The sequence below is a fragment of the Pacificimonas sp. ICDLI1SI03 genome, from assembly GCF_054740865.1.
The window spans coordinates 194,386-221,105 of sequence record NZ_JBSQAU010000001.1 but is presented as its reverse complement, the minus strand read 5'-3'; the positions used below and the strand labels follow the sequence as shown (position 1 = coordinate 221,105).

Annotated in this window: 23 protein-coding genes, 1 pseudogene and 1 riboswitch; of the genes and pseudogenes, 7 read left to right on the top strand and 17 right to left on the bottom strand. The window is 60.6% G+C overall.

Translation table 11 applies throughout. The features are described 5' to 3' along the window. Nucleotides 1–7: 7 nt before the first annotated feature. From ligD to ACSMXM_RS01010, 4 genes are all read right to left on the bottom strand, one after another. Nucleotides 8–2,461, bottom strand: coding sequence for a DNA ligase D (gene ligD / locus ACSMXM_RS01025; RefSeq protein ID WP_460313180.1), 2,454 nt, complete (start codon nt 2,459–2,461; stop codon nt 8–10). Further along, nucleotides 2,424–3,251, bottom strand: coding sequence for a non-homologous end joining protein Ku (ku, locus tag ACSMXM_RS01020; RefSeq protein WP_460313179.1), 828 nt, complete (start codon nt 3,249–3,251; stop codon nt 2,424–2,426). Before ku ends, ligD begins: the two co-directional genes overlap by 38 nt. 91 nt (nt 3,252–3,342) lie before the next feature. Beyond that, on the bottom strand, nt 3,343–3,963 hold the full coding sequence (locus ACSMXM_RS01015) for a hypothetical protein (RefSeq protein WP_460313177.1): 621 nt from the start codon (nt 3,961–3,963) through the stop codon (nt 3,343–3,345). A gap of 35 nt (nt 3,964–3,998) precedes the next feature. Continuing rightward, nucleotides 3,999–4,787: a DUF72 domain-containing protein gene (locus ACSMXM_RS01010; protein ID WP_460313175.1), complete on the bottom strand. Its 789-nt coding sequence runs from the start codon at nt 4,785–4,787 to the stop codon at nt 3,999–4,001. An 83-nt stretch (nt 4,788–4,870) separates the two neighbouring features. On the opposite strand from ACSMXM_RS01010, the gene ACSMXM_RS01005 reads away from it, so the two are divergent. Next, nucleotides 4,871–5,569: a glutathione S-transferase gene (locus tag ACSMXM_RS01005; RefSeq protein ID WP_460313174.1), complete on the top strand. Its 699-nt coding sequence runs from the start codon at nt 4,871–4,873 to the stop codon at nt 5,567–5,569. Nucleotides 5,570–5,604: 35 nt separating this feature from the next. On the opposite strand, the gene ACSMXM_RS01000 is transcribed toward ACSMXM_RS01005, so the two are convergent. Further along, a complete protein-coding gene (locus tag ACSMXM_RS01000; RefSeq protein WP_460313172.1) occupies nt 5,605–6,459 on the bottom strand; it encodes a terminase small subunit-like protein in 855 nt (284 codons plus the stop codon). 996 nt (nt 6,460–7,455) lie between these two features. On the opposite strand from ACSMXM_RS01000, the gene ACSMXM_RS00995 reads away from it, so the two are divergent. Continuing rightward, complete coding sequence (locus ACSMXM_RS00995; protein ID WP_460313171.1) at nt 7,456–8,481, top strand: Shedu immune nuclease family protein; 1,026 nt, start codon at nt 7,456–7,458, stop codon at nt 8,479–8,481. 132 nt (nt 8,482–8,613) lie between these two features. Here the strand turns inward: ACSMXM_RS00995 and thiC are convergent, their stop codons facing one another. Both thiC and ACSMXM_RS00985 read right to left on the bottom strand, forming a co-directional pair. Beyond that, the gene (gene thiC / locus ACSMXM_RS00990) at nt 8,614–10,500 is read right to left on the bottom strand and encodes a phosphomethylpyrimidine synthase ThiC (protein ID WP_460313169.1); all 1,887 of its coding nucleotides are present in this window, start codon (nt 10,498–10,500) and stop codon (nt 8,614–8,616) included. A 49-nt stretch (nt 10,501–10,549) separates the two neighbouring features. Beyond that, a riboswitch (TPP riboswitch) is annotated at nt 10,550–10,654 on the bottom strand. Nucleotides 10,655–10,682: 28 nt separating this feature from the next. Then, the gene (locus tag ACSMXM_RS00985; protein ID WP_460313167.1) at nt 10,683–12,461 is read right to left on the bottom strand and encodes an asparagine synthase-related protein; all 1,779 of its coding nucleotides are present in this window, start codon (nt 12,459–12,461) and stop codon (nt 10,683–10,685) included. Between the two features lie 107 nt (nt 12,462–12,568). Here ACSMXM_RS00985 and ACSMXM_RS00980 point away from each other — a divergent pair, with 107 nt between their 5' ends. Next, nucleotides 12,569–13,654 (top strand): hypothetical protein, encoded by a 1,086-nt coding sequence (locus ACSMXM_RS00980; RefSeq protein WP_460313165.1) that lies wholly within the window; start codon nt 12,569–12,571, stop codon nt 13,652–13,654. Between the two features lie 59 nt (nt 13,655–13,713). Here the strand turns inward: ACSMXM_RS00980 and ACSMXM_RS00975 are convergent, their stop codons facing one another. The 4 genes from ACSMXM_RS00975 to ACSMXM_RS00960 all read right to left on the bottom strand — a co-directional run bounded on the left by ACSMXM_RS00975 (nt 13,714) and on the right by ACSMXM_RS00960 (nt 17,558). After that, a complete protein-coding gene (locus ACSMXM_RS00975; RefSeq protein ID WP_460313164.1) occupies nt 13,714–14,727 on the bottom strand; it encodes a glycosyltransferase in 1,014 nt (337 codons plus the stop codon). Between the two features lie 82 nt (nt 14,728–14,809). Beyond that, entirely contained in the window at nt 14,810–16,324 is a 1,515-nt protein-coding gene (locus ACSMXM_RS00970; RefSeq protein ID WP_460313162.1) for a lipopolysaccharide biosynthesis protein, read from the bottom strand. Nucleotides 16,325–16,369: 45 nt separating this feature from the next. Then, complete coding sequence (locus ACSMXM_RS00965) at nt 16,370–16,690, bottom strand: DUF2141 domain-containing protein (protein WP_460313160.1); 321 nt, start codon at nt 16,688–16,690, stop codon at nt 16,370–16,372. A 25-nt stretch (nt 16,691–16,715) separates the two neighbouring features. Further along, nucleotides 16,716–17,558, bottom strand: a complete 843-nt coding sequence (locus ACSMXM_RS00960) for a sterol desaturase family protein (protein WP_460313158.1) — start codon at nt 17,556–17,558, stop codon at nt 16,716–16,718. A 54-nt stretch (nt 17,559–17,612) separates the two neighbouring features. Here ACSMXM_RS00960 and ACSMXM_RS00955 point away from each other — a divergent pair. Together ACSMXM_RS00955 and ACSMXM_RS00950 are read left to right on the top strand one after the other, a co-directional pair. After that, nucleotides 17,613–17,726 (top strand): annotated as a pseudogene (locus ACSMXM_RS00955) (hypothetical protein); the annotation flags it as partial. Beyond that, nucleotides 17,727–18,074: an acyl-CoA thioesterase gene (locus ACSMXM_RS00950; RefSeq protein ID WP_460316324.1), complete on the top strand. Its 348-nt coding sequence runs from the start codon at nt 17,727–17,729 to the stop codon at nt 18,072–18,074. Here ACSMXM_RS00950 and ACSMXM_RS00945 read toward each other — a convergent pair. The 6 genes from ACSMXM_RS00945 to ACSMXM_RS00920 all read right to left on the bottom strand — a co-directional run bounded on the left by ACSMXM_RS00945 (nt 18,019) and on the right by ACSMXM_RS00920 (nt 25,082). Beyond that, nucleotides 18,019–19,407 (bottom strand): MATE family efflux transporter, encoded by a 1,389-nt coding sequence (locus ACSMXM_RS00945; protein WP_460313156.1) that lies wholly within the window; start codon nt 19,405–19,407, stop codon nt 18,019–18,021. The two genes, ACSMXM_RS00950 and ACSMXM_RS00945, sit on opposite strands and share 56 nt — an antisense overlap. A 62-nt stretch (nt 19,408–19,469) precedes the next feature. Beyond that, the gene (locus ACSMXM_RS00940) at nt 19,470–20,222 is read right to left on the bottom strand and encodes a formyltransferase family protein (protein ID WP_460313154.1); all 753 of its coding nucleotides are present in this window, start codon (nt 20,220–20,222) and stop codon (nt 19,470–19,472) included. A 4-nt stretch (nt 20,223–20,226) separates the two neighbouring features. Beyond that, a complete protein-coding gene (locus ACSMXM_RS00935) occupies nt 20,227–21,441 on the bottom strand; it encodes a prenyltransferase/squalene oxidase repeat-containing protein (protein ID WP_460313153.1) in 1,215 nt (404 codons plus the stop codon). 8 nt (nt 21,442–21,449) lie between these two features. Further along, nucleotides 21,450–22,457 carry a biotin synthase BioB gene (gene bioB, locus ACSMXM_RS00930; protein WP_460313151.1) on the bottom strand — a complete coding sequence of 336 codons (1,008 nt, stop codon included), beginning with the start codon at nt 22,455–22,457 and terminating at the stop codon, nt 21,450–21,452. Between the two features lie 94 nt (nt 22,458–22,551). Then, nucleotides 22,552–23,502, bottom strand: coding sequence for a DUF808 domain-containing protein (locus ACSMXM_RS00925; protein WP_460313149.1), 951 nt, complete (start codon nt 23,500–23,502; stop codon nt 22,552–22,554). Nucleotides 23,503–23,558: 56 nt separating this feature from the next. Continuing rightward, nucleotides 23,559–25,082, bottom strand: coding sequence for an acyl-CoA carboxylase subunit beta (locus ACSMXM_RS00920; protein WP_460313147.1), 1,524 nt, complete (start codon nt 25,080–25,082; stop codon nt 23,559–23,561). 226 nt (nt 25,083–25,308) lie between these two features. On the opposite strand from ACSMXM_RS00920, the gene ACSMXM_RS00915 reads away from it, so the two are divergent. Both ACSMXM_RS00915 and ACSMXM_RS00910 read left to right on the top strand, forming a co-directional pair. Beyond that, nucleotides 25,309–25,566 carry an SWIB/MDM2 domain-containing protein gene (locus ACSMXM_RS00915; RefSeq protein ID WP_460313145.1) on the top strand — a complete coding sequence of 86 codons (258 nt, stop codon included), beginning with the start codon at nt 25,309–25,311 and terminating at the stop codon, nt 25,564–25,566. 191 nt (nt 25,567–25,757) lie between these two features. Then, the gene (locus ACSMXM_RS00910; RefSeq protein ID WP_460313144.1) at nt 25,758–26,564 is read left to right on the top strand and encodes a hypothetical protein; all 807 of its coding nucleotides are present in this window, start codon (nt 25,758–25,760) and stop codon (nt 26,562–26,564) included. Nucleotides 26,565–26,720: the final 156 nt, after the last annotated feature.

Here is a 26,720-nt window from a genome sequence, read left to right as displayed (position 1 = left end):
CTCCCGCCTACAGGGAGGGGAGCACCTGGTCCGCTTCCCCCCACCCGGCGAGGGCGGCACCGCCCGCCCGCCCCCTCAGGCGGTCGAACGTCGCGACGGTAAAGACAGCGCCGCTGTCCATCTTCGGCAGTTCCGCCCATGATACCGGGGCGGCCACGGGTGCGTTTTCCCGCGCGCGCACGGCATAGGGCAGGATCGCCGTCGCGCCGCGCTGATTACGCAGCCAGTCGATAAAGATGCGCCCCTTTCGCTTGGCCTTCGACATGGTGGCGGTAAAACGTTCGGGTTCGGCTGCCGCCAGCGCCCGGGAAAAGCGAGAGGCGAAATCCTTCACCGCCGGCCATTCGGCATCGGGCTTCAACGGCACCACAACGTGCACACCTTTGCCACCCGACAACATGGCGAAGCTTTCAAGGCCCGTGTCGGCCAAATGAGCCCGAATATCCAGTGCCGCCTGGCGTACATCCGCGAAATCCAGGCCCTCATCAGGATCCAGGTCGAAAACCATCCGATCGGGCCGCTCAACGTCGTCGACGCGGGCGCCCCAGCCATGAAATTCTATCGTCCCCATCTGAACGCAGGCAAGCAGTCCGGCTTTGTCCTCGACGTACAGATAATCCTCGGTACCGCCGTCCTTTTCCTGAATGGCGACGCCCAGAACATGTTCGCCAAAGCTGCCCGGATCATGCTTTTGGAAGAAGCACTGCTTTGCGCGCCCACCGGGACAGCGTACCAGGCTGATCGGCCGACGTGCCGCCCACGGCAGCATCAAGGGCGCGGCATTGCGATAATAGTCCGCAAGTTCGCCCTTCGTGATCCCGGCATCCGGAAAAATGACGCGGTCCGGGCTGGAGATCGCCACCTCAACGGCTTCCGTGGGCGCAGCGACTGCGCGTTCGGTAACCACCTCTTCCGGCGGCTTGTCCTCGCGCAGCCCAATAAAGCTGGCATGGCGAAGGACGCCCTCACCGGTAAATTCCGCAAAGGCGATTTCGGCAACCAGTTTTGGCGTCGCCCACACAGCACCGCGGGCAGCGGTTTTCGGCACCTCTGCTGGCGGCGTCTTGCGGGACAGGCCGTCCAGCTTGCTCGCCAGTGCAGACATGGTGTCTTCGTCGAAGCCCGTCCCAACCTTGCCGCGATAGACCAGCTTTCCCCCTTCATTCTGCGCCAGCAGAAGGGACGCGAAGTCCCGGCCCTTCTTCGATGAGGGTGAGCGGCCAATGATGACGAATTCCTGCCTGCGGATGCATTTTACCTTCAGCCAGTTGCGCGTCCGCTGGTTGCGATAGGGCGCATCCGCCTTTTTGCAGATGACCCCCTCCAGCCCCTTGGCGCACATGGCATCGAACAATGCCTCCCCCTTGCCAACGACATGGTCAGCATATCGGATTACCTTGTCTCCCGGTGGCAGTAGGGACGCGAGCTTTTGTTTCCGCTCGATGTTGGTGAGGCCGCGCAGATCCTCCCCATCGCTTTCCAGCAGATCAAAGGCGAAAAGGATCTGTCCCGCTCCCTTATTGTCGAAGGAGGACTGCAAAGCACCGAAATCGGGGCGCCCATCCTTATCCAGAACCGCAATCTCTCCATCGATCAGGACGCTGCCGAACCCGGCGGCAGCAACCGCCTGTGCCACGGCGGGAAAACGCTCGGTCCAATCCTTTCCCGAGCGTGTGAATATCCTTACGTCCTCACCGCGTGCCGCGATCAGAGCGCGATATCCGTCATATTTCATTTCGTGCAGCCAGTCGGATCCAGACGGCACGCTATCGGACAATGTTGCCAGTTGCGGTGCGGAAAAGGCCGGCAGCGCGGCTGTCTTTGCGCCTTTCTTCCGCGTCTTTCGCTGCGATTTTCCGGCGGCGATTTCCTCCATGGTGCGGCCCGTCTCGACGCTGGTCAGATAGGCTTCGGTCAGGCCGCCCGATGCGCCCGCCTCGGCATCGTCTATCTTTCGCAGCAACCAATTGTCGCGCTTCTCGCCTTCCCGGCGCTTCATCCGGATCAGCAGCCATTCGCCCTTCATCCGTTCGCCGTCGAGGCGGAAGTGCAGATGGCCCTCTTCCAGATCCGCAGCGCTTTTGCCCTCAATGGGCTCCCAGGTGCCACGGTCCCACAGCATGACGGTGCCGCCGCCATATTCCGCCTTTGGAATGGTCCCCTCAAAGGTCGCATAGGACAGGGGGTGGTCTTCGGTCTGAACGGCCAGCCGTTTGTCATCAGGATTCAGGCTGGGCCCCTTCGTCACCGCCCAGCTTTTCAGGACACCGTCCTTTTCCAGCCTCAGATCATAATGCAGCCGTGTGGCATCGTGTTTTTGCACCATGAAGGTGCGCCCGCTTCCGGCCCCGCCCTGCCCCTTCGGCTCGGCGGTTTTCTTGAAGTCGCGCTTCGCATTATAATCCGCCAGCAGCGTGGCGGGATCAGGCGGACTTGCGTTTCTTGCTTTGCGCTTTGCCACTCGAAGATCCCTCGACCGATTTCTTCAGCGCCGCCATTAGGTCGACGACATTTCCCCCGGCGGGCGCGTCCGCCTCTTCATCCATTGTGACGGTTCCACCCTTCGATTTCAGCTTGGCGTCGATCAGTTCATGCAAGGCCTCGATATAGCGGTCCTCGAACTTGCCAGCATCGAACGGAACGGTTTTTTTGTCGATCAGCGTGGCCGCCAGCTCGAGCAGTTCCTCGGCAGGCTCGGCATCGCCGACATCGTCGAAATAGGACGCTGCCTTCCTGACCTCATCGGCATATCGCAGGGTTTCGGCGATCATCCCGCGCCCGCAGGGTTTCAGCGCGACGATGGTTTCTCGCCCGCGCATCGCCAACTGTCCCAAACCGACCTTGCCGCTGCTGCTAAGGGCCTCTCGAAGAACGATATAGGCCTCCTCGGCCAGGTCATCTTTTGGAACGACATAATAGGGCTTCTCGTAATACAGTACCGGGATCTCGTGCGCCTCGACGAACTGGGTCAGTTCCAGCGTCTTTCTGCTTTCCAATTTTACCGATTCCAGCTCGTCCTGATTCAGAAGGACGTAGCTGTCCTTTTCATATTCATAGCCCTTGATGATTTCATCGCGGTCTACCGGGCCGATGCCGGGTACGACCTTTTCATACTTGATGCGCTTGCCGCTCGGCTCGTGGATCTGGCGGAACTGTATACTGGCGCCGCTTTTGGTTGCTGGAAACAGCTCGACCGGAATCGAAACGAGCGCCAGTCTGATCTGCCCCGTCCAGCTTGCACGTGCCGCCATGCCAAATTCCTCTAGTTAGAGCAGTCAAGTCGCCACACGGCGAAGTGTTCCATGGCTGAAAATGCCTCCCTGTGTGGGGAGACCGGGACGGTCATGAGCAGCGCTCGACATAACCCAACGTCGGACTGATGCCGGCGTGAAGAGCCATAACTCGACCATCCTCGCCGATTTCGAAACGCAAGGCCGAGGCGCTTCCCTCTGGCCCCCAGACGAGATTCTTTGCGGGCGCCGGATCATATTTGTGTGGCTGTTCACCCAACGGATCGTAGGCGGCGCGCACCTCCTCTTCTGTCGAACCAACCATTATACCCTCTGCCGTGCGAAGCGAGGTTTCGGGGTCGCCGGAGCTGGAGATGCGGGCGACGACTGGCGGGCCGACATCGAATTGCTCGACGATCAGATAGACGCCGGGAACGTTTTCGGCGCTCCAGATACGGCAGCTGTCGGTGTAGCTGCCATCATCGGCGAAGCCCAGGTCGGCGGCGGCACTGCCGGGCGCTTCGCCCAATTGGATGCCGTTCCAACCCATGACCGAGAGCGTATCGTCTGCCCGGGCCGGGGCAGAGGCCGGGGCCGGTTCCGATTCCGGCGGCGGCGCTTCTGCTGTTGCATCTTCCACAGACGCGGTTTCCGGGACCGGGGCCTCTTCGGCGCAGGCGCCGAGTAGGGGGGCCAGGACAAGGGCGGAGAGCAGCAAAAGTGTCTTTTTCATAAGGCGGCAACGCCGCGGCGCGGTTTCGGTGCCATCTACAATGCCTCCATCAGTGCCATGGCGGCGGCTGGATTGCGCTCCTTTGCGGCGCCGATGAAGAACAGGAACACGTCACGGCCGGAGGAGCGGGCCGGTTCGCGGGCCGATTGATAGGCGAGGCCCTGCGGCGCATGGCCATCGGCCCAGCTATGTGCCCGCTGCGCCCATTCCGACAGGGCGGCGTCGGTGTAGCCGGCGGGCTGCTGCGCCTCTGCCCGCATGACCCTCGCATAGACGAAATCCGCCGACAGATCCGCAATCTGCGGATAATCGGGGTGATCGGCGACGACGATGGCGTGGCCCCGGTCGCGCATCAAATCGACGAAGGCGTCGCAGGCGAAACTGTCGTGCCGCACCTCCAGCGCATGGCGGAGGGTACAGCCATCCTGCCGCGCGGGCAGCAGATCGAGAAAGGCGGCGATCTCGTCCGGGTCGAAGCGCTTCGTCGGTGCCAGCTGCCACAGGATCGGCCCCAGCCGATCGCCCAGTTCCACCAGCCCCTGGCCGCAGAATTTCGCCACCGCCTCCCCCGCTTCGGCGAGGTTCTTGCGGTTGGTGGCATAGCGGGACGCCTTTACCGCATAGCGAAATCCATCGGGTGCGGCCGCCGCCCATTTGGCGAAGCTGTCCGGCTTTTGCAGGCGGTAATAGGTGCCGTTGATTTCCAGCCCGGTAAGATGCGCCGCGGCATAGGACAGCTCGTCCTTTTGCCTGAGGTCAGCGGGATAGAAATTGTCCCGCCAAGGGGCATAGGTCCACCCGCCGACACCGATATGAATGGCCATGCCGCGCCTCCCTTCGCCGGACACCGATCGGGGTTCCGGCCGTTAGGCTTAGCATGGACAAGAATCGAGATGGAGGCACCCCCATGACATATGATTTCTGGTACTGGCCCGGGATTCCGGGACGCGGCGAGTTCGTGCGCATCGCGCTGGAGGCCGGCGGCATCGCCTATCGCGAGCGCGGGCGAGAGGAGGACGCCGATGTATGGGCGAAGCGGGACAGCTATTCCCGCACGCCGCCCTTTGCGCCGCCCTGGCTGGATACCGGAGAATTGGTGATCGCGCAGACGGCCAATATACTGATGTTCCTGGGCGAGCGGCACGGACTGGCACCCGACGACGTGAAGGGACGGTTCTGGACCAGCCAATTGATGCTGACCATCATGGACGTGACGGCGGAGGCCCACGACACCCACCACCCGGTCGACGACAGCGCCTATTATGACGATCAGAAGGCGGAGGCAAAGCGTGCCGCCGCCGTGTTTCGCGAACAGCGCATCCCCAAATTCCTGGACCATTTCACCAAGGCTCTGGACGGCGGCGAATTTTTTGGCGGCGACCGGTGGAGCTATGCCGATACGGGGTTCTTTGTTCTGATGAGCGGGCTGAACCACGCCTTTCCCCGGCGCATGGTCGCGCTGAGCGGCGATTATTCGCCCCTGTTTACCCATTGGGACCGCATCGCCGCCCTGCCCGAGCTGAGGGATTATTTCGCCAGCGACCGCTGCCTGCCCTTTGGCGACGGCATATTCCGCTATTATCCCGAACTGGACGGCGAAAGCTGAACCGGACACTGCCCCGAACCGGACAAAGTGCACACTCAGCGCGTGTGTGCGGGCGCGCGTGGGGGTGTGGGCGGGGGTGTGTGCCCGGGCACGTACACGCGTGAGGGCGTGCGGGCTGGGGTGGGCGCAGGGGTGGGGGACGCGTCGGGCGAGCGGGTGTCCGGTTCCGGCGCGGCGGGGGTGCGGAACAGGCCGGACAGGATGGCGGGAAAGCGGCGGCGGGCGCGGCGGGGGGAATCCTGTACGCCATCGATCTGGACATCGGCGAGCGCGCCGAACCGGACAGGGTCCAGATGGCGCAGCAGCCACTGGCCCAGGCGATTGTCGAAGCGGCGGCGTGCCCCGCGCAGCGAACCGGACGCATCATAGACCTGTTCGCTTTGCCCGTTCATCGCCCGGTCCATCAGCGTGTCGAGCAGCGCATGACACGCCTGTGCGCGGGCAGCGTCCCATGCCTCAGCAAACTGTTCGCCGTCCGCACGGCGGCGCAGTTCATAGGCGGAGGAGCGGCCCATGCCGACGGTGCGGCAGGCATCGGCGACGGAGCCGGTTTCGGACAGCGCCTCAATAAAGCGCCGCTGCCGTTCCGGCGTCCAGCCATCGACGCGCGGCGCCGGGGTGGCGGGCGCGAAAGGGGTGCCATCCTCCTGCAGAGGGCGCGCCCGGCGGCCGGTCGTGGGGTTCAGATCCGCGTCGGCATGGTCGTGCGGCGGTTCGGGAGTCTGCGGCGGCGTATCCGCGCCTGCCCGGGCCCTCGCCATTTCCCCGGTCTGTGAGTCTGTCCCTGCCCCGCCCAGCACCAGTGCGCGTTCCTCTGGCGTCAGGTTGAAACGGGCAAAGCGGTCGGGTTCGCCGGGCTGTGCCGCCGGGGTCCTGGGATGAGAGGTCATTGGGATGCTCCCTGTTCGCAACAATCGAAGGAGCCGTACCAGAAGACAGGAAAAATCCTATTTTGCAAGCCGAATGCGGCGGATGGCGGCGGGCCGGGCCGGCGGACCCGGCGCAATCCCGCGCGTCCGCATGGCCCCGACAGAGGCCGCAAAGGATAGGGGCACGACCTGCGGCAGCAAGAAATCATGTGCGCTTTGCCCGCGCCCCGGCGTAAGAGAGTCCGACGCCGTAGGCCCGCACATCTGCCGTGCGCCCGGCGCGGAGGATCAGCACATGGGTAAGGGCGACAATCGCAAGGGCAATAAGGAAGCCAAGAAGCCGAAGAAGGAAAAGGTAAAGACGAACGTCTCCAATCCCTCGACCAAGGGCACCGTGATCAAGGATAAGTAGGAGGACGGCGCCTGCCTGAATTCAGCGGGCGCCGAAAAGCCTTCATCAGGCGGGTGCAGGGGCTCCCCGCACCGAACCCGTAACCGCACAGCCTTCATTCATGGCCAGATGGTTGGCATCGCCCCACCAGTTCTAAAATGAACGTTCATCGTGGCTCCCATGTAAATGGTCGAAATATCTAGCGAACGGCGCAGCAACGGTTCCGCATTGGAAAGATAAACTCGTACCAATAAGGCATCCTATGGCCTCAAAACAGCGACGCGACCGATAAATACGATTAAGAGTCCTTCGTGACTTATCGCGCCTTCCATGACGATTTTTTTGAAGGATAATTTGATTTAATAGTTCAGCTACACACTCATTCCGATTTTTCTGGCACAGATCACGCGAATTATTATAATCCCCTTTTCGAGTTCACTATTTCGGTAAAGGAAATCAGAGTGTCCCCACAAGACGAATGCCATATATGCGAAAGCCATGTTGATGCACCAACTAATATTCCTCATGTAATTCGTCCATGCTCCGGATGTGGACGCGATCTTCATATTCATGAACGGGGGATAAACGGCCACGGGATCCAAATACGAAAGGGAGACCGATTGGCTATGCCGGATATTGTACTATCAGCAAACCCACTCAAAGCGGGTTTGAGAATGACTAGGGCGGGTGTTTCTAGCTTTGCCTCTCAAGTATTTAATCACAAATTAGGCCTATCTAAACACTCTGCGGATTTTTCTGACCATGCCGAAAAGATGATGAATGACATCGACAATATGTTATGTTCTTCTGGAATCTTTAAAGGTATAAATTTAAATGATCATGATAACGAGAAAATGATAGAAACAATAATTAAAGATCATAACAAACCATCTAAAGATGTATGGTATTTTTATGCAAGTATTTTTTACGGAAAAACCTTAGAAGCAATTGAAAATAATAGTCCTGTTGAAGCTGCCTGGGCGGCGGGAAATGCTGAAAGATTTCGCTCCATGGGCGTTTTTGAAGCTGAATTTGCCGACGTGGTAGAAATGGGAAATTCTGTTGCTCGGTTTATTTGGCTTTATAATACATGGACGACGAATCAAGATGAATCGTTAGAAGCATTTTGGCAAAAACTGTTCTCTGAGCATGCTTATATTTTTACTCATCTATTTGCGGCAGATATAACAGTAATTGAAGAATCCGCTTATGTTGGGGGGCAGAGAGTTGATGGCACAGGAGCAAGAATGACTGACTTTTTACTTGCTGGCGGGGCCGGAAAACAGGCACTTATCGTTGAAATTAAAAATCCTACCACGAAGCTAATTAATAAAACAAAATACAGAGGAAGCGTTTACTCTCCATCGTCTGATATTTCCGGAGCTGTAGTACAAGTAAACGATTATTTAGAGCAGCTACGAATTTCTATGTTAACGGATAAATCCCTAGATGGTAGAGTGGTTACCGCCTTTCATCCTCGAAGGGTTATTATAGCAGGTGACTATAGATCTCTTAAAACAGACGAGGAAAAACGCTCCTTCGAAGTTTTTAGGCAAGAGCTAAAAGGAGTTGACATTGTCACATTCGACGAATTTTTTAATAGAATAAAAATGTTTGTTGGAATGTTCGGATTAAAGATAAGCTCAGAGTGACGTTCTTTTTCGCAAATCGATCAAGCTTATTTACCGACGCAATAATAAATTTGCCTACATGGGCGCCCCCCGCGCTGCGCGGTTCCCACGATTTTGACAGCGGCCGCTATTTGCTGAACCGCTGCCGCGGAGTCATTCCCGCGCCGGGATATAGATGTCGCTGCCCTCTTCCTTAAACTTCTCGCTCATGTCCTTCATCCCTTCCTCCACCGCCGTCATCTCGTCGGTGTTGAGGGTGGCGGCGTAGTCGCGGACGTCTTGGGTGATCTTCATGGAGCAGAATTTGGGGCCGCACATGGAGCAGAAATGGGCGACCTTTGCGCCCTCTGCCGGCAAGGTCTGGTCGTGGTAGTTGAGCGCGGTTTCGGGGTCCAGCGACAGGTTGAACTGGTCGCGCCAGCGGAAATCGAAGCGTGCCCGGCTAAGCGCATCGTCGCGCAGCTTTGCCGCCGGGTGCCCCTTTGCCAGGTCGGCGGCGTGGGCGGCGATCTTGTAGGTGACGACGCCGACCTTCACATCGTCGCGGTCGGGCAGGCCCAGATGCTCCTTTGGCGTCACATAGCAAAGCATCGCCGTGCCGTACCAGCCGATCTGGGCCGCGCCGATGGCCGAGGTGATGTGGTCGTAACCGGGCGCAATATCGGTGGTGAGCGGCCCCAGCGTGTAGAAGGGCGCCTCGTGACACTCCTCTAGCTGGAGATCCATATTCTCCTTGATCTTGTGCATGGGGACGTGGCCCGGCCCCTCTATCATCACCTGGCAATCCATATCCCAGGCGGTCTTCGTCAGTTCGCCCAGCGTCTTCAGCTCGGCAAATTGGGATTCGTCATTGGCGTCGGCAATGCTGCCCGGACGCAGGCCGTCGCCGAGGGAGAAGCTGACGTCATAGGCGCGGCAGATTTCGCAGATTTCGGCAAAGCGTTCGTAAAGGAAGCTCTCCTTATGATGCGACAGGCACCATTTCGCCATGATGGAGCCACCGCGGCTGACGATGCCCGTCACGCGCTTTGCCGTCATCGGCACATAGGGCAGGCGCACGCCCGCGTGGATGGTGAAATAATCGACGCCCTGTTCCGCCTGCTCGATCAGCGTGTCGCGGAAGATTTCCCAGGTCAGATCCTCTGCGACGCCGCCGACCTTCTCAAGCGCCTGATAGATGGGGACGGTGCCGATGGGCACCGGGCTGTTGCGAAGGATCCATTCGCGGGTGTTGTGGATATTCTCGCCCGTCGACAGGTCCATCACCGTGTCCGCGCCCCAGCGGATGGACCAGACCATCTTGTCCACCTCTGCCGCGACATCGCTGGCGACGGCGGAATTGCCGATATTGGCGTTGATCTTCACCAGGAAATTGCGGCCGATGATCATCGGTTCCAGTTCCGGGTGATTGATGTTCGCGGGGATGATGGCGCGGCCGCGGGCGATCTCGTCCCGCACGAATTCGGGGGTGACGAGATCGGGGATCTGCGCGCCGAATGACTCGCCCTTGTCGCGGTTTTCGATGGCGCGGGTGCGGCCCAGATTTTCGCGGATGGCGACATATTCCATTTCCGGCGTGACGATGCCGCGCCGGGCATAGGCCAGTTGCGTGACGGCGCCGCCGCCCGTGGCGCGCAGGGGACGCTTCACGACATTGGGGAAGGGGCGCACCGCCTCCTTCCGCGTGCCGGCGCGCAAGCCGTTGTCTTCGGGCCGGACTTCGCGGGCGTCATAGCGTTCGACGTCGCCCCGCGCCTCAATCCATTTGGAGCGCACATCGGCGAGGCCCGCCATGATGTCGATGCGGGCGTCGGCGTCAGTATAGGGGCCGCTGGGGTCATAGACGCGGACGGGCGGCTCCATCGCGGACTTTTCCAGCTCGATCTCCCGGACCGGGACGCGGATGTCGGGATATTGCTGTCCGTGCAGGTACAGCTTTCGGCTGGCGGGCAGCGGGCCGGTGGTGACGTTCATCTGAGCGTCCATCTGAGCGGAGCCGTTCGCGTCGGGCATTTCGGTGCGTGCGGGAATGTCGGCCATATCTATCCGTGTCCTCGTAAATTTCGGGACGCGGGGCGGCGCATGACGGGCCTCTGACAGCTTCCATCCCTACGCCGGTGCGACCCGGATCAGGTTCGAAGGGTCCCGCGCGATTCGCGGTCTCAGCCCGTTAAGGACACCCCTTGGAGTGAGAACAGAGATGGACCCCCGAAGGCCGGAAGTCAATTCGGCGGATAATGTTCGTGCGGGATTTCCGGCCCGAAGCTGATCGTCGCGCGCGTGAAGGGGACGATGCGCAGGAAGCGGGCGTAGAGCGCCAGCCGCTCGATGAAGAACCGGTGATAAAGCGGTGTACGGACCAGGATACGCGCGAGGGCGAGGCGTGTGCGGGCAATCGGCCTGCGAATGTCGCGGCGCGGAGAGGCGGCGAGGGCGTCGAGGTTTTCCCGCCATGCCTGGCGAAACATGTCGCGCGCGCGCACGCCGGAATCCCACTGTTTCCTAAGTCCCTCAGGCAATGGCGCGGGGCCGGGCAAATGTCCGGGATAGACCTGCCATGGGACATTATATGCGGCGGGGTCGAGCCGGTTCAGCAGGTCGTTCTGCAGCCGGTGCATCAGGAAATGTGCCGGCGGGCTTTCCATCACAGCGCGGATATAATCGGCGTCGAAAAAGGGCATGCACTCCGCGCTGCGGAAGATGTCGATATGTTCGAACCAGCCGTCGGCATGCCATTGCTGATCGGTACGCAGCAGATAAAGGCGCTGGCGATTATCGGGCGGGGCGCGGTCGGCGTCCTGATATTCTTCGCGCAGGCGGCGGGCGAGACCGGCGAGATTCCGGTCGCGCGTGGACGCATCGAGAAGGTTCGCCGTCTCCTCCGTTTCCTTCATCATTTCCTCGGCGCGCGCTTCTGCTGACGCGGTGGCGAAATGGTCGATGGACTGCGTATCCATATAGACATGACCGCACATGACGCTGCCGCCATCGCCGAACCACAGCGGCGCGGCTTCGTGACCTGGATCGCGCGGCATATTGGCGGCGACGAGGCCGGAAAACGGCGCATATGTCAGCGCATGTCCCGCATCGACGGCAAAGATATGATGATCGGTAGAGAGGGCCTGCGCCGCCAGCTTGCTGAGTTCATTGTCGGCAAAGCCGGGGCCGCCCAATGCGAGCGTCCGAACCGGAACACCCAGTTTCCTGAGCGCAGTCACGACCATGCGGCTGTCGAGACCGCCGGAAAGGGCGGCATAGGTGCGCGCATCGGCATTGCGCAGGCGGCGCCGAACCGCGTTGAGAAAACGACGCTCGATCAGGTCCAGCGTATCGTCATAGGAACGATCGGCAATCTGCAGATCGGCCCAGTCAAACCACCGGCGGCGCCGTAACCCTGCATCGTCGACAGTAACCGTTTCCGCATCGCGCAGGCGGATCGTGTCGGCAAAGGGCGTGCCCCAGCAACTGCGCGTGCCGGTCGTCAGGATTTCCGACGCATAGATAGGGTCCATTCGCAAACGCGTTGGCAGCATCGCCGCCAGCGTCCGCTGATTGGTGGCAAAGGCGACGAGGTCGTCGTCCTGGTAGATGTGCAGCGGCCGCGTGCCGCAGTGGGATGACGCCAGCCGAAGGCTGCTGTCGGCGCGCAAACTGACCGCCACGAATTCTCCGCGCGTCCGCAGAAGCGCCGCATCCCCCTGCCCCGCCAGACATTCGGCGAGCCGGGCAAAACCATCCGTAGGGTCGGCAGCGGCGGAATCATCGGATTCGCAGTAAACCGGGTCGCCAACGATCATGGTTGCGGTGTCCGCGCCGAGCTGCAGATGCGCGCTGCCGGGGGTCAGGATATAACCCGCCAGGGCAACGCGCCCGGCGCGCAGCGTTCGGATGGTATCGCGGGAATCGCGGCTGAGCCCTGCAAGGCCTGCATCGAGGTGCGCGCGCTCCGTCGCGGAAACCGCACCGCCTGCCCGTTCGAGATATCCGGCAAAACCACTCATATCGGACCCTTTTACAACCAATTCGTCCGCTATACGCGGACCAATCCTAACTCAATGGCAAGAAGGAGGGAGTAGCGGGGGCGGCAATGAGGTTTTAGGGCGGACAAATGATCCACATTTTCGATATGGAGGTGACGGGCCAGACTCATCAGCCGTTCAACAGCGCATTGCTGAACATTCTGCGGCTGGCGCACCCGGACCGGGACCTGATATTTCACGGCAGCGCGTCCCATATCGAATGTCTGATCGGCGCAGGCCTGCCGGATCGCTGCACCACCGTGGAAGAGCAGGTAAAACCTGTCAGTGACGCCGCCTATGCAGAGGCTGTGGCAGGCGGCGTCGATGGGTCCAACATTGTCCTGCTGGGCGCACAGGCACGTCATTTGCGCGCTTTGGCGGCGGACAAGCGACTGCGCGCGGGGCCACCGATCGATGCGATCACGCACAGCGAACTGGCGCAACCGGCACATTGGCGGTCACGCAATCCCTTTCACCGGCGCAAGGACATGTTCGGCACGTTGAAGCGGCTGGACATGAAGAATTTGCGGCTGGTCGTGCTTGAACCCGCAATCGTCGACGTCCTGCAAAATACGGTGCATCCCCGACCGCCGGTTACGGTCCTGCCGCATCCCGTGCCGGCCCTGGTGGCCCATGCAATGGAGCGCCCCGTGCCAGAGCGCCCCCGCATCAGCTTCATCGGCGGAACCTTCGTCGTAAAGGGCTTCGCGCATTTCGCCGATGCCGCACGCGCCGGGCGGGACCGATTCGACTTCGCCGTCGTCGGCGCCCGCGCGGATAAATATGACGGCAAGGACGACGCCCTGTTTGCCGTTCCACCGGCCATCGAGCGGTTCGACAGGCCATCCTTCGAGGCGGCCGTGTGCGTCAGCGACCTGATCTGCCTGCCGCTGGATGCGAAGCGCTATTCGCTGGCTGCCAGCGGTACGCTGCTGGACTGCGTCGCCTACGGCATCCCCGTCCTGACCACGATGACTGCGGTTACACGCGACTGGCAGCGGCGCTATGGCCGGTTCGGCTATCTGGTCGAACGGGGAGAGGACATGGCAGGCTTCATTGCCAGCCTGACGCCGGACCAGCTTCAGGGTGACGCAGCAGAGTTCAAGCACACGCTTGCAAAGATCGCCGCAGACCGCACCGTGGAAGCATTGGCGCGGCGGTTTACGCTGTCATAGCATTCAGCGCCATTTGCGACGCAGGCTGCCGAACAAGCAATCTGCCCCCCCTTCCGCTATCAGGAGCGTGCCGAGATCAAGGTGTTGATGGATGTCAGAAGCCGGGCGAACACATGCTCATGATGGTTTTCTGCTTTAGCACTGGACAAGCGTGCGGCGCCTGACATTTTCTGCCACAATTTCTCATCACACATTAGGCTGGAAACGGCATCCGCCCATTCCGACACGGGCGCATGAACCGAAACGCCGACCCCACCGCCATTAATCCGCTCGAGAGCTCCGCTTTCCTTGGGCACTATGCAGGGTATCCCTGAAATCTGTGCTTCAGTGACCACCCGGCCCGCGGCCTCGTAAATGGGGTCAGGATCCTTCAGCCCGGTGCCGGTACCGGTGCACAGCAGCAGCAGGCGTGCCTTGCTGTACGCCTCCCTCATGTCGGTGAGGCGAGTGATAAACTCCACATTGGGAAGTGCCTTCAATCTCTGAGTTATCGAACTTTCCTTGCCCCGTCCCGCAATGACAAGAAATGGAAAGTGGGACAGACTTTCGATCACCGCCACTGCGTGTTTTCCGCCCTTCTGCGCGTGCGTGGTGACGACAAGCACCTTTGACCCGGTGGACCCGACCGCCACTTTTTCCGGTCTTATCAATGGCCCTGAAACCGCAGGTCGAATGCCAAAGTCATCCTGAAACCGTTGGGACACAAAGTCGGACACCGCGAAATATCGCCAGTTTTTCGCCTTTGAGATCAGTTCAGCATCCATTCCATATGTCTTGTAATTGGTCATTCTCAGGAAGACCAAGACTGGAATATCTCTTGTCTCTACTTTATTATAAAACTTATCATAGCGTCCATATTGGAACAGCAAGGCATCCGGCTTCAGCCGGCGTATCGCGAAGTTTGCGGCCTTCTGATAATCCCAGGCACGGAATATTTCATAACCGTTCAGCCGCCCGCGACAGACGCCGGACGGTGCCAACTTTGCACGCGCGCGAATGAAAAAGGCCTTCGAGCCATTATCGGGAAACCCACACGCCACGGCCACGCGGCCATGTTTGCCCAATAAGGACATGGTCGTATCCGTACTGACTTCGGAACCGGCGATGTGAAACGGCAGATAGGGGCTATCGATTATTGATAAAAGCCTCGGTTTCCTATCTTGCACCGCCATTGTTGAAGTATTTCCGAAACAAACGCGAAATGCGCGGGACTGCCAAAGTCTCCAGGTCATCCGGCTTTCCGGACAGCCACCAGATCGAGACGTGAGTGAAACAATAAACAGCAGCGCCCAGAACGACGAGCGGAACAGAGTCCAAAACGGCAGTGACCGCGTCTCGATCGAACGAAGTTTCGTGAGGTATCAATATTATTAGGATGGACATGACCGCTACTGCAATAAACGCGCGCCACCCACCCAGCAGAGAGCTGACTATACTTACTCCTGCGTACTTCTTCATCGCGAATGCATTAATGAAAATACTTGGAATACGCGACAACGCCAATGCGACGACGGCACCTTTAAGTCCATAGGTAGATATTCCGATGTACAGGAATGGCCATATCAATATCCCGACCAACACCGTCCTGGCAAACATGGCCCGTACTTTCTTCAAGGCCATGAACATCGGGTTCGTCGCCGCAACCCCCAACATTATTGCTGAAGTAGGTGCCAGAACCTGCAAGACAAAAACCGCCTCCGTCCATTCCGGCCCCAGCAGAATAAGGACCACATTGGGAGCAAGAAGGGCTAATCCGAAACCAAGCGGCAAAGAGGCCGTGAGCAAAACCCGATTTGCCAGCACGATCGTCCTTCGAAGCCGCTCCTTGTCATTTTTGATCGCGCTGAAGCTTGGTAAAAGCGTTCGTTGGAGCGGTGCGATCAGTTCCTGTGTGACAAGGGAAGACGTGTCCTTTCCGACCGTGAAAGTACCCAGCGCCGCGGGCGAAATCATTCGGCCGATCAGGAAGCGGGGAGCGAAGTCCGTAAGCTGACTGATCATTCCGGTGAACGTCAACCAAGCGCCGAAGCCAATGAAATCTCGCCAATAGCGCAAGGTAAAGCGTGGGCTGTGCGGAATGCGAAAATAGGTCAACGCAGTCTGTATCATGCGTTGAATCAGCGCTCCGGCCACCAAAGCCCAGTAGCTTTCGTACATAAACGCGATGGTGATGGTAGCTGCGGATGCAACGACCGCGCTGACCGAATCCCGCAGAAATTCACGGCTGTAATCGATGTTGCGCTGATACATGAAGTAGCCGGGGTTACGCAGGCCATCGAGTATCAGCACGACGCTGAGTGCCTGCATGACGGGCGTTAGCTCTGCACTGCCCATGAATGCGGACACCTGCGCCGCGAAAAGGAACAGCAATCCGCCCATCACGAAACCGCGGAGCGATTGCATCGTAAAGGCGGTATCGAGATGTTGCGGCGTCAGATCGTCGAGGGCGAGCAGGCCGTCGGTCACGCGCATGTCGCTGAACACCTGGATCAGGCCCAGCGCGGCAAAGGCCAGTGCGGCAAGTCCGAAATCCTCCGGCGACAGCAGCCGGGCCAAAATGACGATATTGATCAGCGAGATGCCGCGCACGATCAGGCGCGCGCCAGCCAGGAATGCCGCGCCCTTCATGGCGCGACCGCCCAGATTTACGTCGCTGCGTTCATATTGCACCATGCGCGTCCCTTTCCACGGGGTGGCGGATCGGGAAAAGTATTTTTACAGATAATAGCGCATGCGGATGGTCTGGCGCGCCTGCTCCGCCACGGTGAACTGAACCTTCTCGAACTTTGGCGGACCGAACGGTGCGCTGGCATTGTTGGAAAAGCCGACGCCTTCGAAGGGAAGGCCGACGAAGCTTTTGTCCAGCCGCTTATTATCGTTCTCATCATGAATAACGGAAATGCCATATTCGCCGGGGGTGAGATCTTTCACATCCAGCGTGACTGTGGCCGCGGCAGGCGCCTGGATGCGTTCAACAGCGTCGCTGCCCTTGCAATCGGGAAAGCCCCGTCCGTTCGCCCACAGGCAGATCCGCACATGCCCGTCCTCAGACCGTAGCCCCTCAAGCGTCAGATGCAGACTGCCCTGCTTCTGCCCTGGATGCTGCAATGGTACCGGCGGCGCATCCGCCCCCATCAACAGCGCGGCGAGCGGCAGTACGGCGGCGAGCCTGAACTTCTTCACGTCCGAAATCCCCCGATATCCCACGATCCGTACCGCATAGCCGGTCCCAGAACCGGAAATACAGACCGTAATTGCTGTTATAGACCTGGTGATGCCTGTGATGATGCGACGCCGTTATCATCGATCGTCCGAATGTGCCGTTAACAAGACGAGCGGGGAAAATCTCCCAGCCCAGATGATTGGTGACCCCAAAAAAGGTGGCAATCGCCAGAACAACGCCCAGCGCGGCATAATGAATAGGAAGAATATAGACCAATGCAGGAATAAGAACCGCGCCGGACAGAGACTCCGTCCAGTGAAAGCTCATCGCCGCCCAGGCGGTGGGCGGGCGGCTGTCATGATGCACCTTGTGAACCACCGGAAACAGCCGACGGCCATGCATTGCCCGATGCGTCCAGTAGAACCAGGTGTCGTGAGCGAGAAGATAAAGAAGCACGCTGACCGGCAGATACCAGAGCGGGTAGGCCTCGAACTCGGTATATACGCGGGTCCAGCCGAACTGCTCCCATGTCCAAAAGGCAAATCCGCCCGGGGCACCGTAGATGAAGGCGGCGAGGAGCGACCATTTACGTTCTGAAACCTGCTGACGCAGCGAACGAGGCGTGTCGATGAGGCCGGGACGCACTCGCCGGGTCAGCCACGCGAAGGCACCCGAGACCGCGAGGTAGCGCAATCCGACAATAACGGAAAATACCAAAATCGCGGAAAGAAGCGCCGACATGGCACGACATCTATCACGACCCTGACGCAACGGACAGTGCCGCGCGGCCCCGCCATGCCGATAGAGGGTCACCGCATGAGACACGATCCGCAACGGCGCGCACCCGGCCATTACCCCTTTCACTTTACGTTCGACCCGCGATTTGGCGATCTGGATGTCAACGCGCATTTGAACAATGTTGCCTATGCCCGCTTCTTCGAGGAAGGGCGCGTGCGGCTGCATGCCAGCCTGGGCGGGCTGGACATGCCGGGGTTCCGGCCCATTGTCGCCAATCTGACCGTAGACTATCTGGCCGAGGGACGCTGGCCCGACCCGCTGACCGTGGGTGTCGGCATTGCACGGTTCGGCAACAGCTCGTACGTCGTCGGACTGGCGCTGTTCCAGAAGGACGCGTGCATCGCGCTGTGCGATACGGTCATCGTCAACCGCGCGGCCGAGGGGCCGGGCGGCGCGGCGCTACCTAAGTCCCTGCGCGACGCGCTCGAAGGGCTGCGCCTGGACGGGTCAGCCACTTGAAGCGTGCCACCAGGAATGCGCCCGCGACCAAGCTGGTAATAACGATGGACCAGACCAGCCCCTGAAGGCCGAGACCCATGGGAAGCGCGAGCCACCAGCCTAGCGGAAGCATGACTCCGACATAGGAAATGGTGTGCGTCAGCGTGGGCACCCAGACGTCGTCCATCGCGCGCAGGGCATTGGCGGCGACCACCTGAACACCGTCCATCGTGAAGAACAGCGCGGCAAGAGTCACAGCGGGAACGGTGAGCGCGATCAGTTCGGGCTGCGTGGCATAGCCGCCGACGATCAGGTCGTCCGTCAGCCAGACGATGACCGCCACGCCGCTGAGCAAGGCCGCGGTAAAGCCGATACCGAGCCAGCCATAGCGGCGGACCTTGTTAAAATTACGTTCCCCAAAGCCATTGCCGACGAATACCGCCGTCGCCGCCGCAAGGCCTAACGAGACCATGAAAATGACGGCGGAAACATTCAGGAGAATCGCGAAGGCCGCCACGGTGAGACCGCCGATCCATCCGGCGATGACGTTCATTCCGGCAAAGCCCGCCGTTTCGACGAACAGCGACCCCGCACTTGCAAAGCCGATGCGCAAAAGCTCCCGCCAGTAGCGAATACCCATCCCCTCGACTGCCCCCGTCCAGAGGCCCAGAAGGCGGCTGCCCGGCCAAAGGAGGATGTAGAGGATCATCGCCGCCATAAGAGCCGTGCGCGCGCCAAGCGTGGCCCATCCGGCTGCAACCGCCCCCTGGACCCCGAACGGAGACGTGCCGGGCACCAGCCAGAGGCAGAGGACCAGATTGACGACATTTGCACCCCACATGATCCACATGGCGGGCATGGGACGCTTCACCGCCTCCAGCCACATCTGACATGCAACAGCGATCAGATAGGGCGGCAGCGACAGGGAAAAGATGCGTGCCGCTGCGGCGCTGTGTGCGCCCAGTTCCCCCGGCAGGCGCATCAGGCGCATCAGAGCGTCAGCGCCGAAATAAAGCGCCGCCATCGTCAGAATTCCAACAATGGTGGCGAAGATGATTCCGCGCCGCAATATGGCACCTGCCTCTGTCTCGCGCTGCTCCCCCAGCAATTGCGCGGTATAGACCTGCACGCCGAGCAGCAGACCGACACCCGTCGTCAGGATGACCATTGTCGGTGCCCAGCCGAGGGAATGATAGGCGAGTTCCTGCGCCGAATGGCGACCGACGACGATGACATCGGTCACGCCCATCGCCATGATTCCCAGGCGGGAAAGGACGACCGGCCATGCAAGCGTCAGCAGCGCGGCAAGGCCGGTGCGCTCGGTGGGGATGTCGGAGGCAGGTACGCTGGTCATGACGACGCCGGCCCCTAGTGCGGTTCCGCCCCGAGGGCCAGCGCTGGAGCGCCCGCTTCGCCTTACGAGAGGCGCCGTTCCAGGACGCGCTTCAAATCGTCGTGCATGGTGAAATATTGGCGGCCATCCTCATGCCGTTGCGGCTGGCGCGGGGGGAGGTCGCCGGTGCGGACGATCTCGGCCAGGATTTCGGCAAGGAAGGATAATTGCGCCGCGTCCATTTTTTCCCGCAAAGCGGCGATGGACCTGCATTCGGAGGTGTCAATATCGCGCGTGGCGAGGATGTCGCCCGTGTCGATGCCCGGATCCAGCAGGTGAACGGTGCAGCCGGTCTGGCGCCCCTCCAGTCGTGACCATTCGGCGACGTTCATGCCGCGATATCGCGGCAGGAGGCCCATATGCGCGTTCATCGTGCCAAGGCGCGGAATAGCCAGCAGCGGCGCACGCAATATGCCGGCGCCGGCGTGAACGAAAATATCGGCTTTGAGTGCACGGATGGCGGCGAGGCTGCCGTCTGATGTCAGGTCGGGAACATGTGTCACCGCTATGCCCTGGGCCTTTGCATGTTCTGCGGCCGTCGGAACGTCAGGGCCGGACGGAGCGGGTGCTAAGCTTGCCCCCGGAACCCGAAGCGTCGGCGGGGCCAGAACGGGAATGCCACCATTTGCCAGCCGCCCCTCTACGCGGCGGCGCAGGTTGGGCGGACGATAGGCCTCGAACACATAGCCATCGGGAGTGATGCCGCGCTCCGCCAAGGCACGGGCGACCGTGGTGCCGCGACGGGCGCGATCGTGACTGAGCAGGAAAATCCGCATGGTGTCAGCCTGCCGCGAGCTTTGCCAGCACGCGTTCCTTATGCAGCAGCGCGTCGATAAAGAATTTGGCTGCCCAGTTCGGCAGGGCGTGGAACAGATAGCTGCCCCAGACGGGATCGGAACCGGCAACACCACCGCGAATGCCCGGATTGGGATTGTCCATGGCCTGTGCCCGCTTCACGAGATCGATGGCCTTGCAAGCGCCGTTGACAAAGCGGAGGTCGCCGCGTTCGTCATATAGCCGCAGCCAGATCAGCGCCATTTGCGCATTCCCGGTCAGGCATTGGGCGCGTTCGTCGATACGCCAGTTCGAATTCATCCGACCGGGCAGGAATTTGAGGATCTCGAGACGCTCCAGGACCTTCGTGGCGGCGCGCTCTGCAGCGTCGACGGCGTCCTCACGCTGGAGCAGCAGACCCATCAGAAGGACGCCCCAGATCGTGTAGGCAATGGTATGCGTAACGGCCGTGCCGTTTTCGTGGTCCCGATCAAAGAAACCGGATCGCGCAAAGAAGCCGGTATCGGGATCCTGCAATGTCAGCACCCAGTCGAGATGGCGACCGGCGGCGGCGCGCGCCTTTGCATCGTCGAACATCACGCCATATTCCGCCAGCCAGCAGGTCAGATGGCTGGAATAGGCGGACGGCTGGTTGGCATAGAAATGCTGGCGAAACGCCCCGTCTTCGTCCTGGACGGAGATCAGCCAATGCGCGGCGCGGCGCGCAGCCTCGGCCACATCGGCCTCTCCCGTATGTTCCGCCCAGACATTGAGGCCGTTAAGAATCTGGCCGGTGTTGAACGGTGACGGCTTCTCGGTGTTCTCGGCAATCTCTCCGCCGGGAAATGCGCCGTCCGCCAGTTGCAGCGGCAACAGAAAGTCGATGGCTCGCTGCGCGCGGGTCTCCCAGCTGGGATCCGCGAGACGCTTCGCGAGGTCGAGACATGTCGGAATCAGATAGCCCGTCGTCTCCGGATAGGAGGATGTCCACCCAGCGTGCAACTTGTAACGGCCCGAAAAGCCGCCGTCCTGCTGACTATCCTGCGCGGCCTGCAACCAGGCTGCCGTCCGTTTCAGATGGTCTTCGTCGCTATAGCCCTTCGCCGCATTGCGGTTCCGGTCGGCGACCTGAAACAAATAGAAGTCGCGATGGCCCGGCTGGCCCAGACGCGCATGCACGGCATTGCCGACCGCGCGGCGCGCATCCCGCAAGAGACCCATATGTCGATTTATCCCGCTTCTACGAGTGCCGGTTCCATAGCGTCGATACCGAGCGATTTCAGCATGGCACCATCGCTATCCTCGCCGGCATTGGGCGCGGTCAATAGCGTGTCACCGGTAAAGATTGAGTTTGCGCCCGCCATGAAACACAGCGCCTGCAATTCGATCGACATGCTTTCGCGGCCAGCCGACAGGCGCACATAGCTTTCCGGCATGGTCAGGCGGCAGGTGGCGATGGCGCGAACGAATTCGATGCCGTCGATCGATTCATAATCCCCGGCCTTCATGGCGTCCCCGCGTACCGTACCCTCGACCGGGACGAGCGCATTGACGGGCACGCTTTTCGGATGGGCGGGCAGTGTTGCAAGCGCGTGGATCAGGCCGATCCTGTCGGATTCCGCCTCCCCCATGCCGACGATACCGCCGCAGCAGACATTCATGCCCGCATCGCGAACCTTTTCCAGCGTATCCAGCCGGTCGGCATAGGTCCGCGTGGAGATGATTTCCTGATAATGTTCGGGTGAGGTGTCGAGATTGTGGTTGTAATAATCGAGGCCGGCATCGGACAGCTTCTGCGCCTGATCCCCCGACAGCATGCCAAGCGTCATGCAGGTTTCGAGGCCAAGCGACTTCACGCCCGCAACCATCTCGCACACGGCATCGGTGTCGCGATCTTTCAGATCGCGCCACGCCGCGCCCATGCAGAAGCGGGAAGCGCCGCTTGCCTTCGCCGCCTTCGCCGCCTCGATCACCGCCTCGGCGCGCATCAGCTTTTCCGCTTTCACGCCAGATTTCGCGAAAGCGCTTTGCGAGCAATAGCCGCAATCCTCCGGACAGCCGCCTGTCTTGATGGACAATAGCTGGCATGCCTGGACGGCATTCGCGCGGAAATGGCGGCGGTGAACGGTCTGCGCCTCAAGCAGGAGATCCATCAGCGGCCGGCCGTAGATCTCGGCGATTTCCTCGCGCGTCCAATCGGTGCGAACAGTCGTCGGAAAGGGCGTCTGGATATTCATGATGCGCGAGTGTCTCCGCTCTTTCGAAATGGGATCGTGGCGCGGGGTAACGCAGGGCGGGCGCGCTGCCAAGCCTGCTTGGCATCCGGCGCGGTCAATGACCGTGCCCTGCCCTTCCCAGCACCTTGTGCATGACGACCGCGATCAGGCTGCCCAAAAGGACGCCAAGGATAGCCGACCCGAAGGCGAAGATGATCCATTCGATAACGCCCTGCAGCGTGGCGGGCATCGCGTCCGCGACGCCGACGGCGATGCCGTGAACGAAATGTTCGGGTTCGACCACGCCGAATTCGGCAAGCCCGTGCAGGATCAGCTGACCGCCCACCCACGCCATTGCAGCGGTGCCAATGATGGAAATGAAATTGAGCAACGTCGGCATGAAGGTGACGAGGCCGCGCCCGAACGCCTGCAACGCCGCCCCCGGCCGCTGTGCAAGCGCCAGACCGGCATCGTCCATCTTAACGATCAATGCCACCGCGCCATAAACACCGGCGGTGATGACGAGCGAGATAACGACGAGAATGCCCGCCTGCGACGCAAGCCCCTGCCCGGCAATTTCATTCAGGCTGATTGCCATGATTTCGGCGGACAGGATGAGGTCGGTGCGGATGGCACCCGACACCATCGTCTTTTCCCTGTCCCCCGGGTCCATCGCCACGGGCTTGTCGCCCGGAGCATTGGTCTTGTCGACGTTGAAAACCTCAAGGATCTTTTCCGCCGCCTCGTAGCAGAGATAGCCTCCGCCAGCCATCAGAATAGGCGTGATCAGAAAGGGCGCGAAATAGCTGAGCAGAAGTGCGCCGGGCAACAGGAATACAAGCTTGTTGCGGATCGATCCCTTGGCGATCTTCCAGATGATTGGCAGCTCGCGATCCGGGCTGAATCCGGTGACATATTGCGGCGCGACGGCGGCATCGTCGATGACGACGCCCGCCGCCTTTGATCCGGCCTTTCCGGCGGCGAGGGCGACATCGTCAAGCGAAGCCGCCGCTACGCGCGCAATCGCGGCAACATCATCGAGAAGAGCTACGAGTCCTGTCGCCATGGATCTGCCTGCTGCCAAAAAGGGGGAATGCCGGTGCGTATAGGAGTTAGGGGTGTTTAGAGCGGTATATTATCATGCTTTTTCCATGGGTTTACCAGCTCCTTCGACCGCAGGCGGCGAAGGCCCATGGCGATACGGCGGCGGGTGGAATGGGGCATGATGACCTCGTCGATGAAGCCTTTTGATGCCGCTACGAACGGATTCGCGAAGCGGTCCTCATATTCCTTGGTACGCTCCTCGATCTCTTCTTCGCTTTTGTTGCGGAAGATGATCTCGACGGCGCCCTTCGCGCCCATGACGGCGATTTCGGCGGTCGGCCATGCATAGTTCAGATCGCCGCGCAGATGCTTTGACGCCATCACGTCATAGGCGCCGCCATAGGCCTTACGCGTGATAACGGTGATCTTTGGAACGGTCGCCTCGGCATAGGCGAACAGCAGCTTCGCACCATGTTTGATGATACCATTATGTTCCTGCGCGGTGCCGGGCAAAAAGCCGGGAACGTCGACCAGCGTGACGACGGGGATGCCAAACGCATCGCAGAAACGCACGAACCGCGCCGCCTTCTTTGACGACGCTATGTCGAGGACGCCCGCCTGCACCATCGGCTGGTTGGCGACGAAGCCGACACTGTGCCCCTCCACGCGGCCAAAGCCGGTGATAATGTTGGCGGCATGGGCGGGCTGCAATTCAAAGAAATTCTGCTCGTCGCAGATTTTCCGAATGAGTTCATGCATATCGTAGGGCTTGTTGGCGCTGTCCGGGATCAGCGTGTCGAGGCTTTCGTCCGGCTCCAGATCGCCGATCGTTGGCAGGACAGGCGGCGCCTCTCGATTGCTGAGCGGCAGGAAGTCGATCAGATCGCGCGTCCGCAGCAGCGTTTCGATGTCGTTTTCAAGCGCGAGATCGGCCACGCCCGATTTGGTGGTGTGGGTAACAGCGCCGCCCAGCTCGTCCTGAGTCACGACCTCGTTGGTGACGGTTTTCACCACATCGGGGCCGGTAACAAACATATAGCTGGAATCCTTCACCATGAAGATGAAGTCGGTCATGGCGGGGGAATAGACCGCGCCGCCCGCGCATGGCCCCATGATCAGACTGATCTGCGGCACCACGCCGGACGCGAGCACATTGCGCTGAAACACCTCGGCATAGCCGCCGAGGGAGGCGACCCCCTCCTGAATGCGGGCACCGCCCGAATCGTTGAGGCCGATGACGGGCGCGCCGACCTTCAGGGCGGTATCCATGATCTTGCAGATCTTTTCCGCGTGCCGTTCGGAAAGGGCACCGCCGAAAACGGTGAAATCCTGGCTGAAAACATAGACCAGGCGGCCATTGATCGTGCCGGAACCCGTGACGACGCCATCGCCCGGAATGATATTGTCGGCCATGCCGAAATCGATGGCATTATGTTCGACGAACATACCCACCTCCTCGAAACTGCCGGGATCGAGAAGCACCTCCAGCCGCTCCCGCGCTGTCAGCTTGCCCTTGGCATGCTGCGCGTCGATGCGGCGCTGTCCGCCGCCCATACGCGCCCGCTGACGCTTTTCCTCAAGCTGTTCGAGCACCTGTTGCATGGGACCTGACCGCCTCCTCTCGCTTATTCTTTGTCGCGCGCTGCCTAACCATGTGCACGTGCCCCTGTCACCTGTCGGATGTGGATATGTTTTCACCAGCTTTTTCGAGACGCAGCATTGACCGCGCCGCCCGAGTGCGCTTCTAGAGGGCGCACAGGCGAGGGAGAAAGCGCGTGCGGCGCGGCTCATCTGGCCCGGACAACTTGACCTGAGGAGCATCACGATAATGGCAAAAGCACCGAACGCCCTGCAGCAGCCGATGAAACTTTCGCCGGAACTGGCCGCCGTGACCGGCAAAGACACAATGACGCGGGCCGAGGTCGTTAGCGCGATGTGGGTCTATATCAAGAAGAACGATCTGCAGAATCCGCAGAACAAGCGCGAAATCATCGCCGACGACAAGCTGAAGCCTATTTTCGGCAAGGACAAGGTCACGATGTTCGAGATGAACAAGCTAATCTCGCCGCACCTGACAAAGGCCTAAGGGCGAACAACCGTCCGGGCCGCGGCGCGGACATAATATCGACGTCAAGGGGGCGTGGTTTCCGGTTGGAGGCCGCGCGCCCTATGATTCACGCCCTGTTTTTCAATCTCTCCAATCGGTTCACGGCCGGTTCAACGCGCATTTGTCAGAAGTGACGCTGGAACTTCGTGGGACCGCTCGGAGAGGAAATTATGAAAAGACTGATCCGCGCCGTGATTATTGGTGTTGCCGGCATGTCGCTCGGCGCCTGCGCCTATGGCGACTTGGGACATGGCAGCGTCGGCATATCCTCGGGCGGATATTATGGCAGCGGCTATGATTCCCGCTATTATGACAATTACGGCTACAACCGCACTTACCGGTATCCCGCTTATTATGGCTGGTACGACAATTATTATTATCCCGGTCAAGGCATCTACGTCTACGACCGGCGCGGGGATCGGCACCGCTGGCGCGACAATGATCGCCGCCATTGGGAAGGCCGGCGCGCGGAATTTCGACGCTGGCGGAGCCGCAATCCCCATGTTCAACTCGATCGAATCGACCGGCGCATGGCACAGTTGGAGCGTGGCAATCGCCGGTTCGACGCCAACCGGGCGTGGGATAGACGGGGCGACAGATTTGATCGCCGCCGCGACCCGTCGGCTGCCGGTCGCGATGCCGGGCGCGCCGTTCGAGAGGCACTGAACGGCGATCGCGCCCGCCGCGATACGCGGACGGGTCGGTGGAACGGTAACCGCGACGAACGCCAAATACGGGCAAACAACCGCCCGGAGCGGATGATGGACCGGCAGCGTCAGCGAAACGAACGCAGAGGCTCGCTTTCCAATGTGGACCGCGCCGCGGCAGCCGCCGCACGCGCACGCGCGCAAACACAGCAGCGCGTTGCCAATCCGCCTAGCCAGCAAAGGTTGGAACGTCGGGGGAATCAGCGGATGGAGCGCACGAACAGAGGGCGTTCCCGGTCCGACAGGCGGCCCAATCTGGACTCAAGATGATGGTCATCATCCCAGAAGCGCGCGTCGCCCTGCCCGGTCTCTGAGCTTGGGTGGCCGGAGATATCGCTGCCTGAACGGAGATGAGTGGCGCGTGAAGATCGAGCAGGGATTCGGTATCGCCGCAAATGCTTGAATCGCGCGCGGAGGGCGCCCATT

Bases quoted from the DNA above. Each gene is read 5' to 3' on its own strand.
- bioB (WP_460313151.1), bottom strand. From the start codon at position 22,457: ATGAATATCCAGACGCCCTTTCCGACGACTGTTCGCACCGATTGGACG.
- ACSMXM_RS00925 (WP_460313149.1), bottom strand. From the start codon at position 23,502: ATGGCGACAGGACTCGTAGCTCTTCTCGATGATGTTGCCGCGATTGCG.
- ACSMXM_RS01010 (WP_460313175.1), bottom strand. From the start codon at position 4,787: ATGGCCATTCATATCGGTGTCGGCGGGTGGACCTATGCCCCTTGGCGG.
- ACSMXM_RS00960 (WP_460313158.1), bottom strand. From the start codon at position 17,558: ATGTCGGCGCTTCTTTCCGCGATTTTGGTATTTTCCGTTATTGTCGGA.
- ACSMXM_RS00915 (WP_460313145.1), top strand. From the start codon at position 25,309: ATGGCAAAAGCACCGAACGCCCTGCAGCAGCCGATGAAACTTTCGCCG.
- ACSMXM_RS01015 (WP_460313177.1), bottom strand. From the start codon at position 3,963: ATGAAAAAGACACTTTTGCTGCTCTCCGCCCTTGTCCTGGCCCCCCTA.
- ACSMXM_RS00985 (WP_460313167.1), bottom strand. From the start codon at position 12,461: ATGAGTGGTTTTGCCGGATATCTCGAACGGGCAGGCGGTGCGGTTTCC.
- ACSMXM_RS00980 (WP_460313165.1), top strand. From the start codon at position 12,569: ATGATCCACATTTTCGATATGGAGGTGACGGGCCAGACTCATCAGCCG.
- ACSMXM_RS00910 (WP_460313144.1), top strand. From the start codon at position 25,758: ATGAAAAGACTGATCCGCGCCGTGATTATTGGTGTTGCCGGCATGTCG.
- ACSMXM_RS00935 (WP_460313153.1), bottom strand. From the start codon at position 21,441: ATGGGTCTCTTGCGGGATGCGCGCCGCGCGGTCGGCAATGCCGTGCAT.
- ku (WP_460313179.1), bottom strand. From the start codon at position 3,251: ATGGCGGCACGTGCAAGCTGGACGGGGCAGATCAGACTGGCGCTCGTT.
- ACSMXM_RS01005 (WP_460313174.1), top strand. From the start codon at position 4,871: ATGACATATGATTTCTGGTACTGGCCCGGGATTCCGGGACGCGGCGAG.
- ACSMXM_RS00945 (WP_460313156.1), bottom strand. From the start codon at position 19,407: ATGACCAGCGTACCTGCCTCCGACATCCCCACCGAGCGCACCGGCCTT.
- ACSMXM_RS00975 (WP_460313164.1), bottom strand. From the start codon at position 14,727: ATGTCCTTATTGGGCAAACATGGCCGCGTGGCCGTGGCGTGTGGGTTT.
- ACSMXM_RS01000 (WP_460313172.1), bottom strand. From the start codon at position 6,459: ATGACCTCTCATCCCAGGACCCCGGCGGCACAGCCCGGCGAACCCGAC.
- ACSMXM_RS00995 (WP_460313171.1), top strand. From the start codon at position 7,456: ATGCCGGATATTGTACTATCAGCAAACCCACTCAAAGCGGGTTTGAGA.
- ACSMXM_RS00940 (WP_460313154.1), bottom strand. From the start codon at position 20,222: ATGCGGATTTTCCTGCTCAGTCACGATCGCGCCCGTCGCGGCACCACG.
- ACSMXM_RS00920 (WP_460313147.1), bottom strand. From the start codon at position 25,082: ATGCAACAGGTGCTCGAACAGCTTGAGGAAAAGCGTCAGCGGGCGCGT.
- thiC (WP_460313169.1), bottom strand. From the start codon at position 10,500: ATGGCCGACATTCCCGCACGCACCGAAATGCCCGACGCGAACGGCTCC.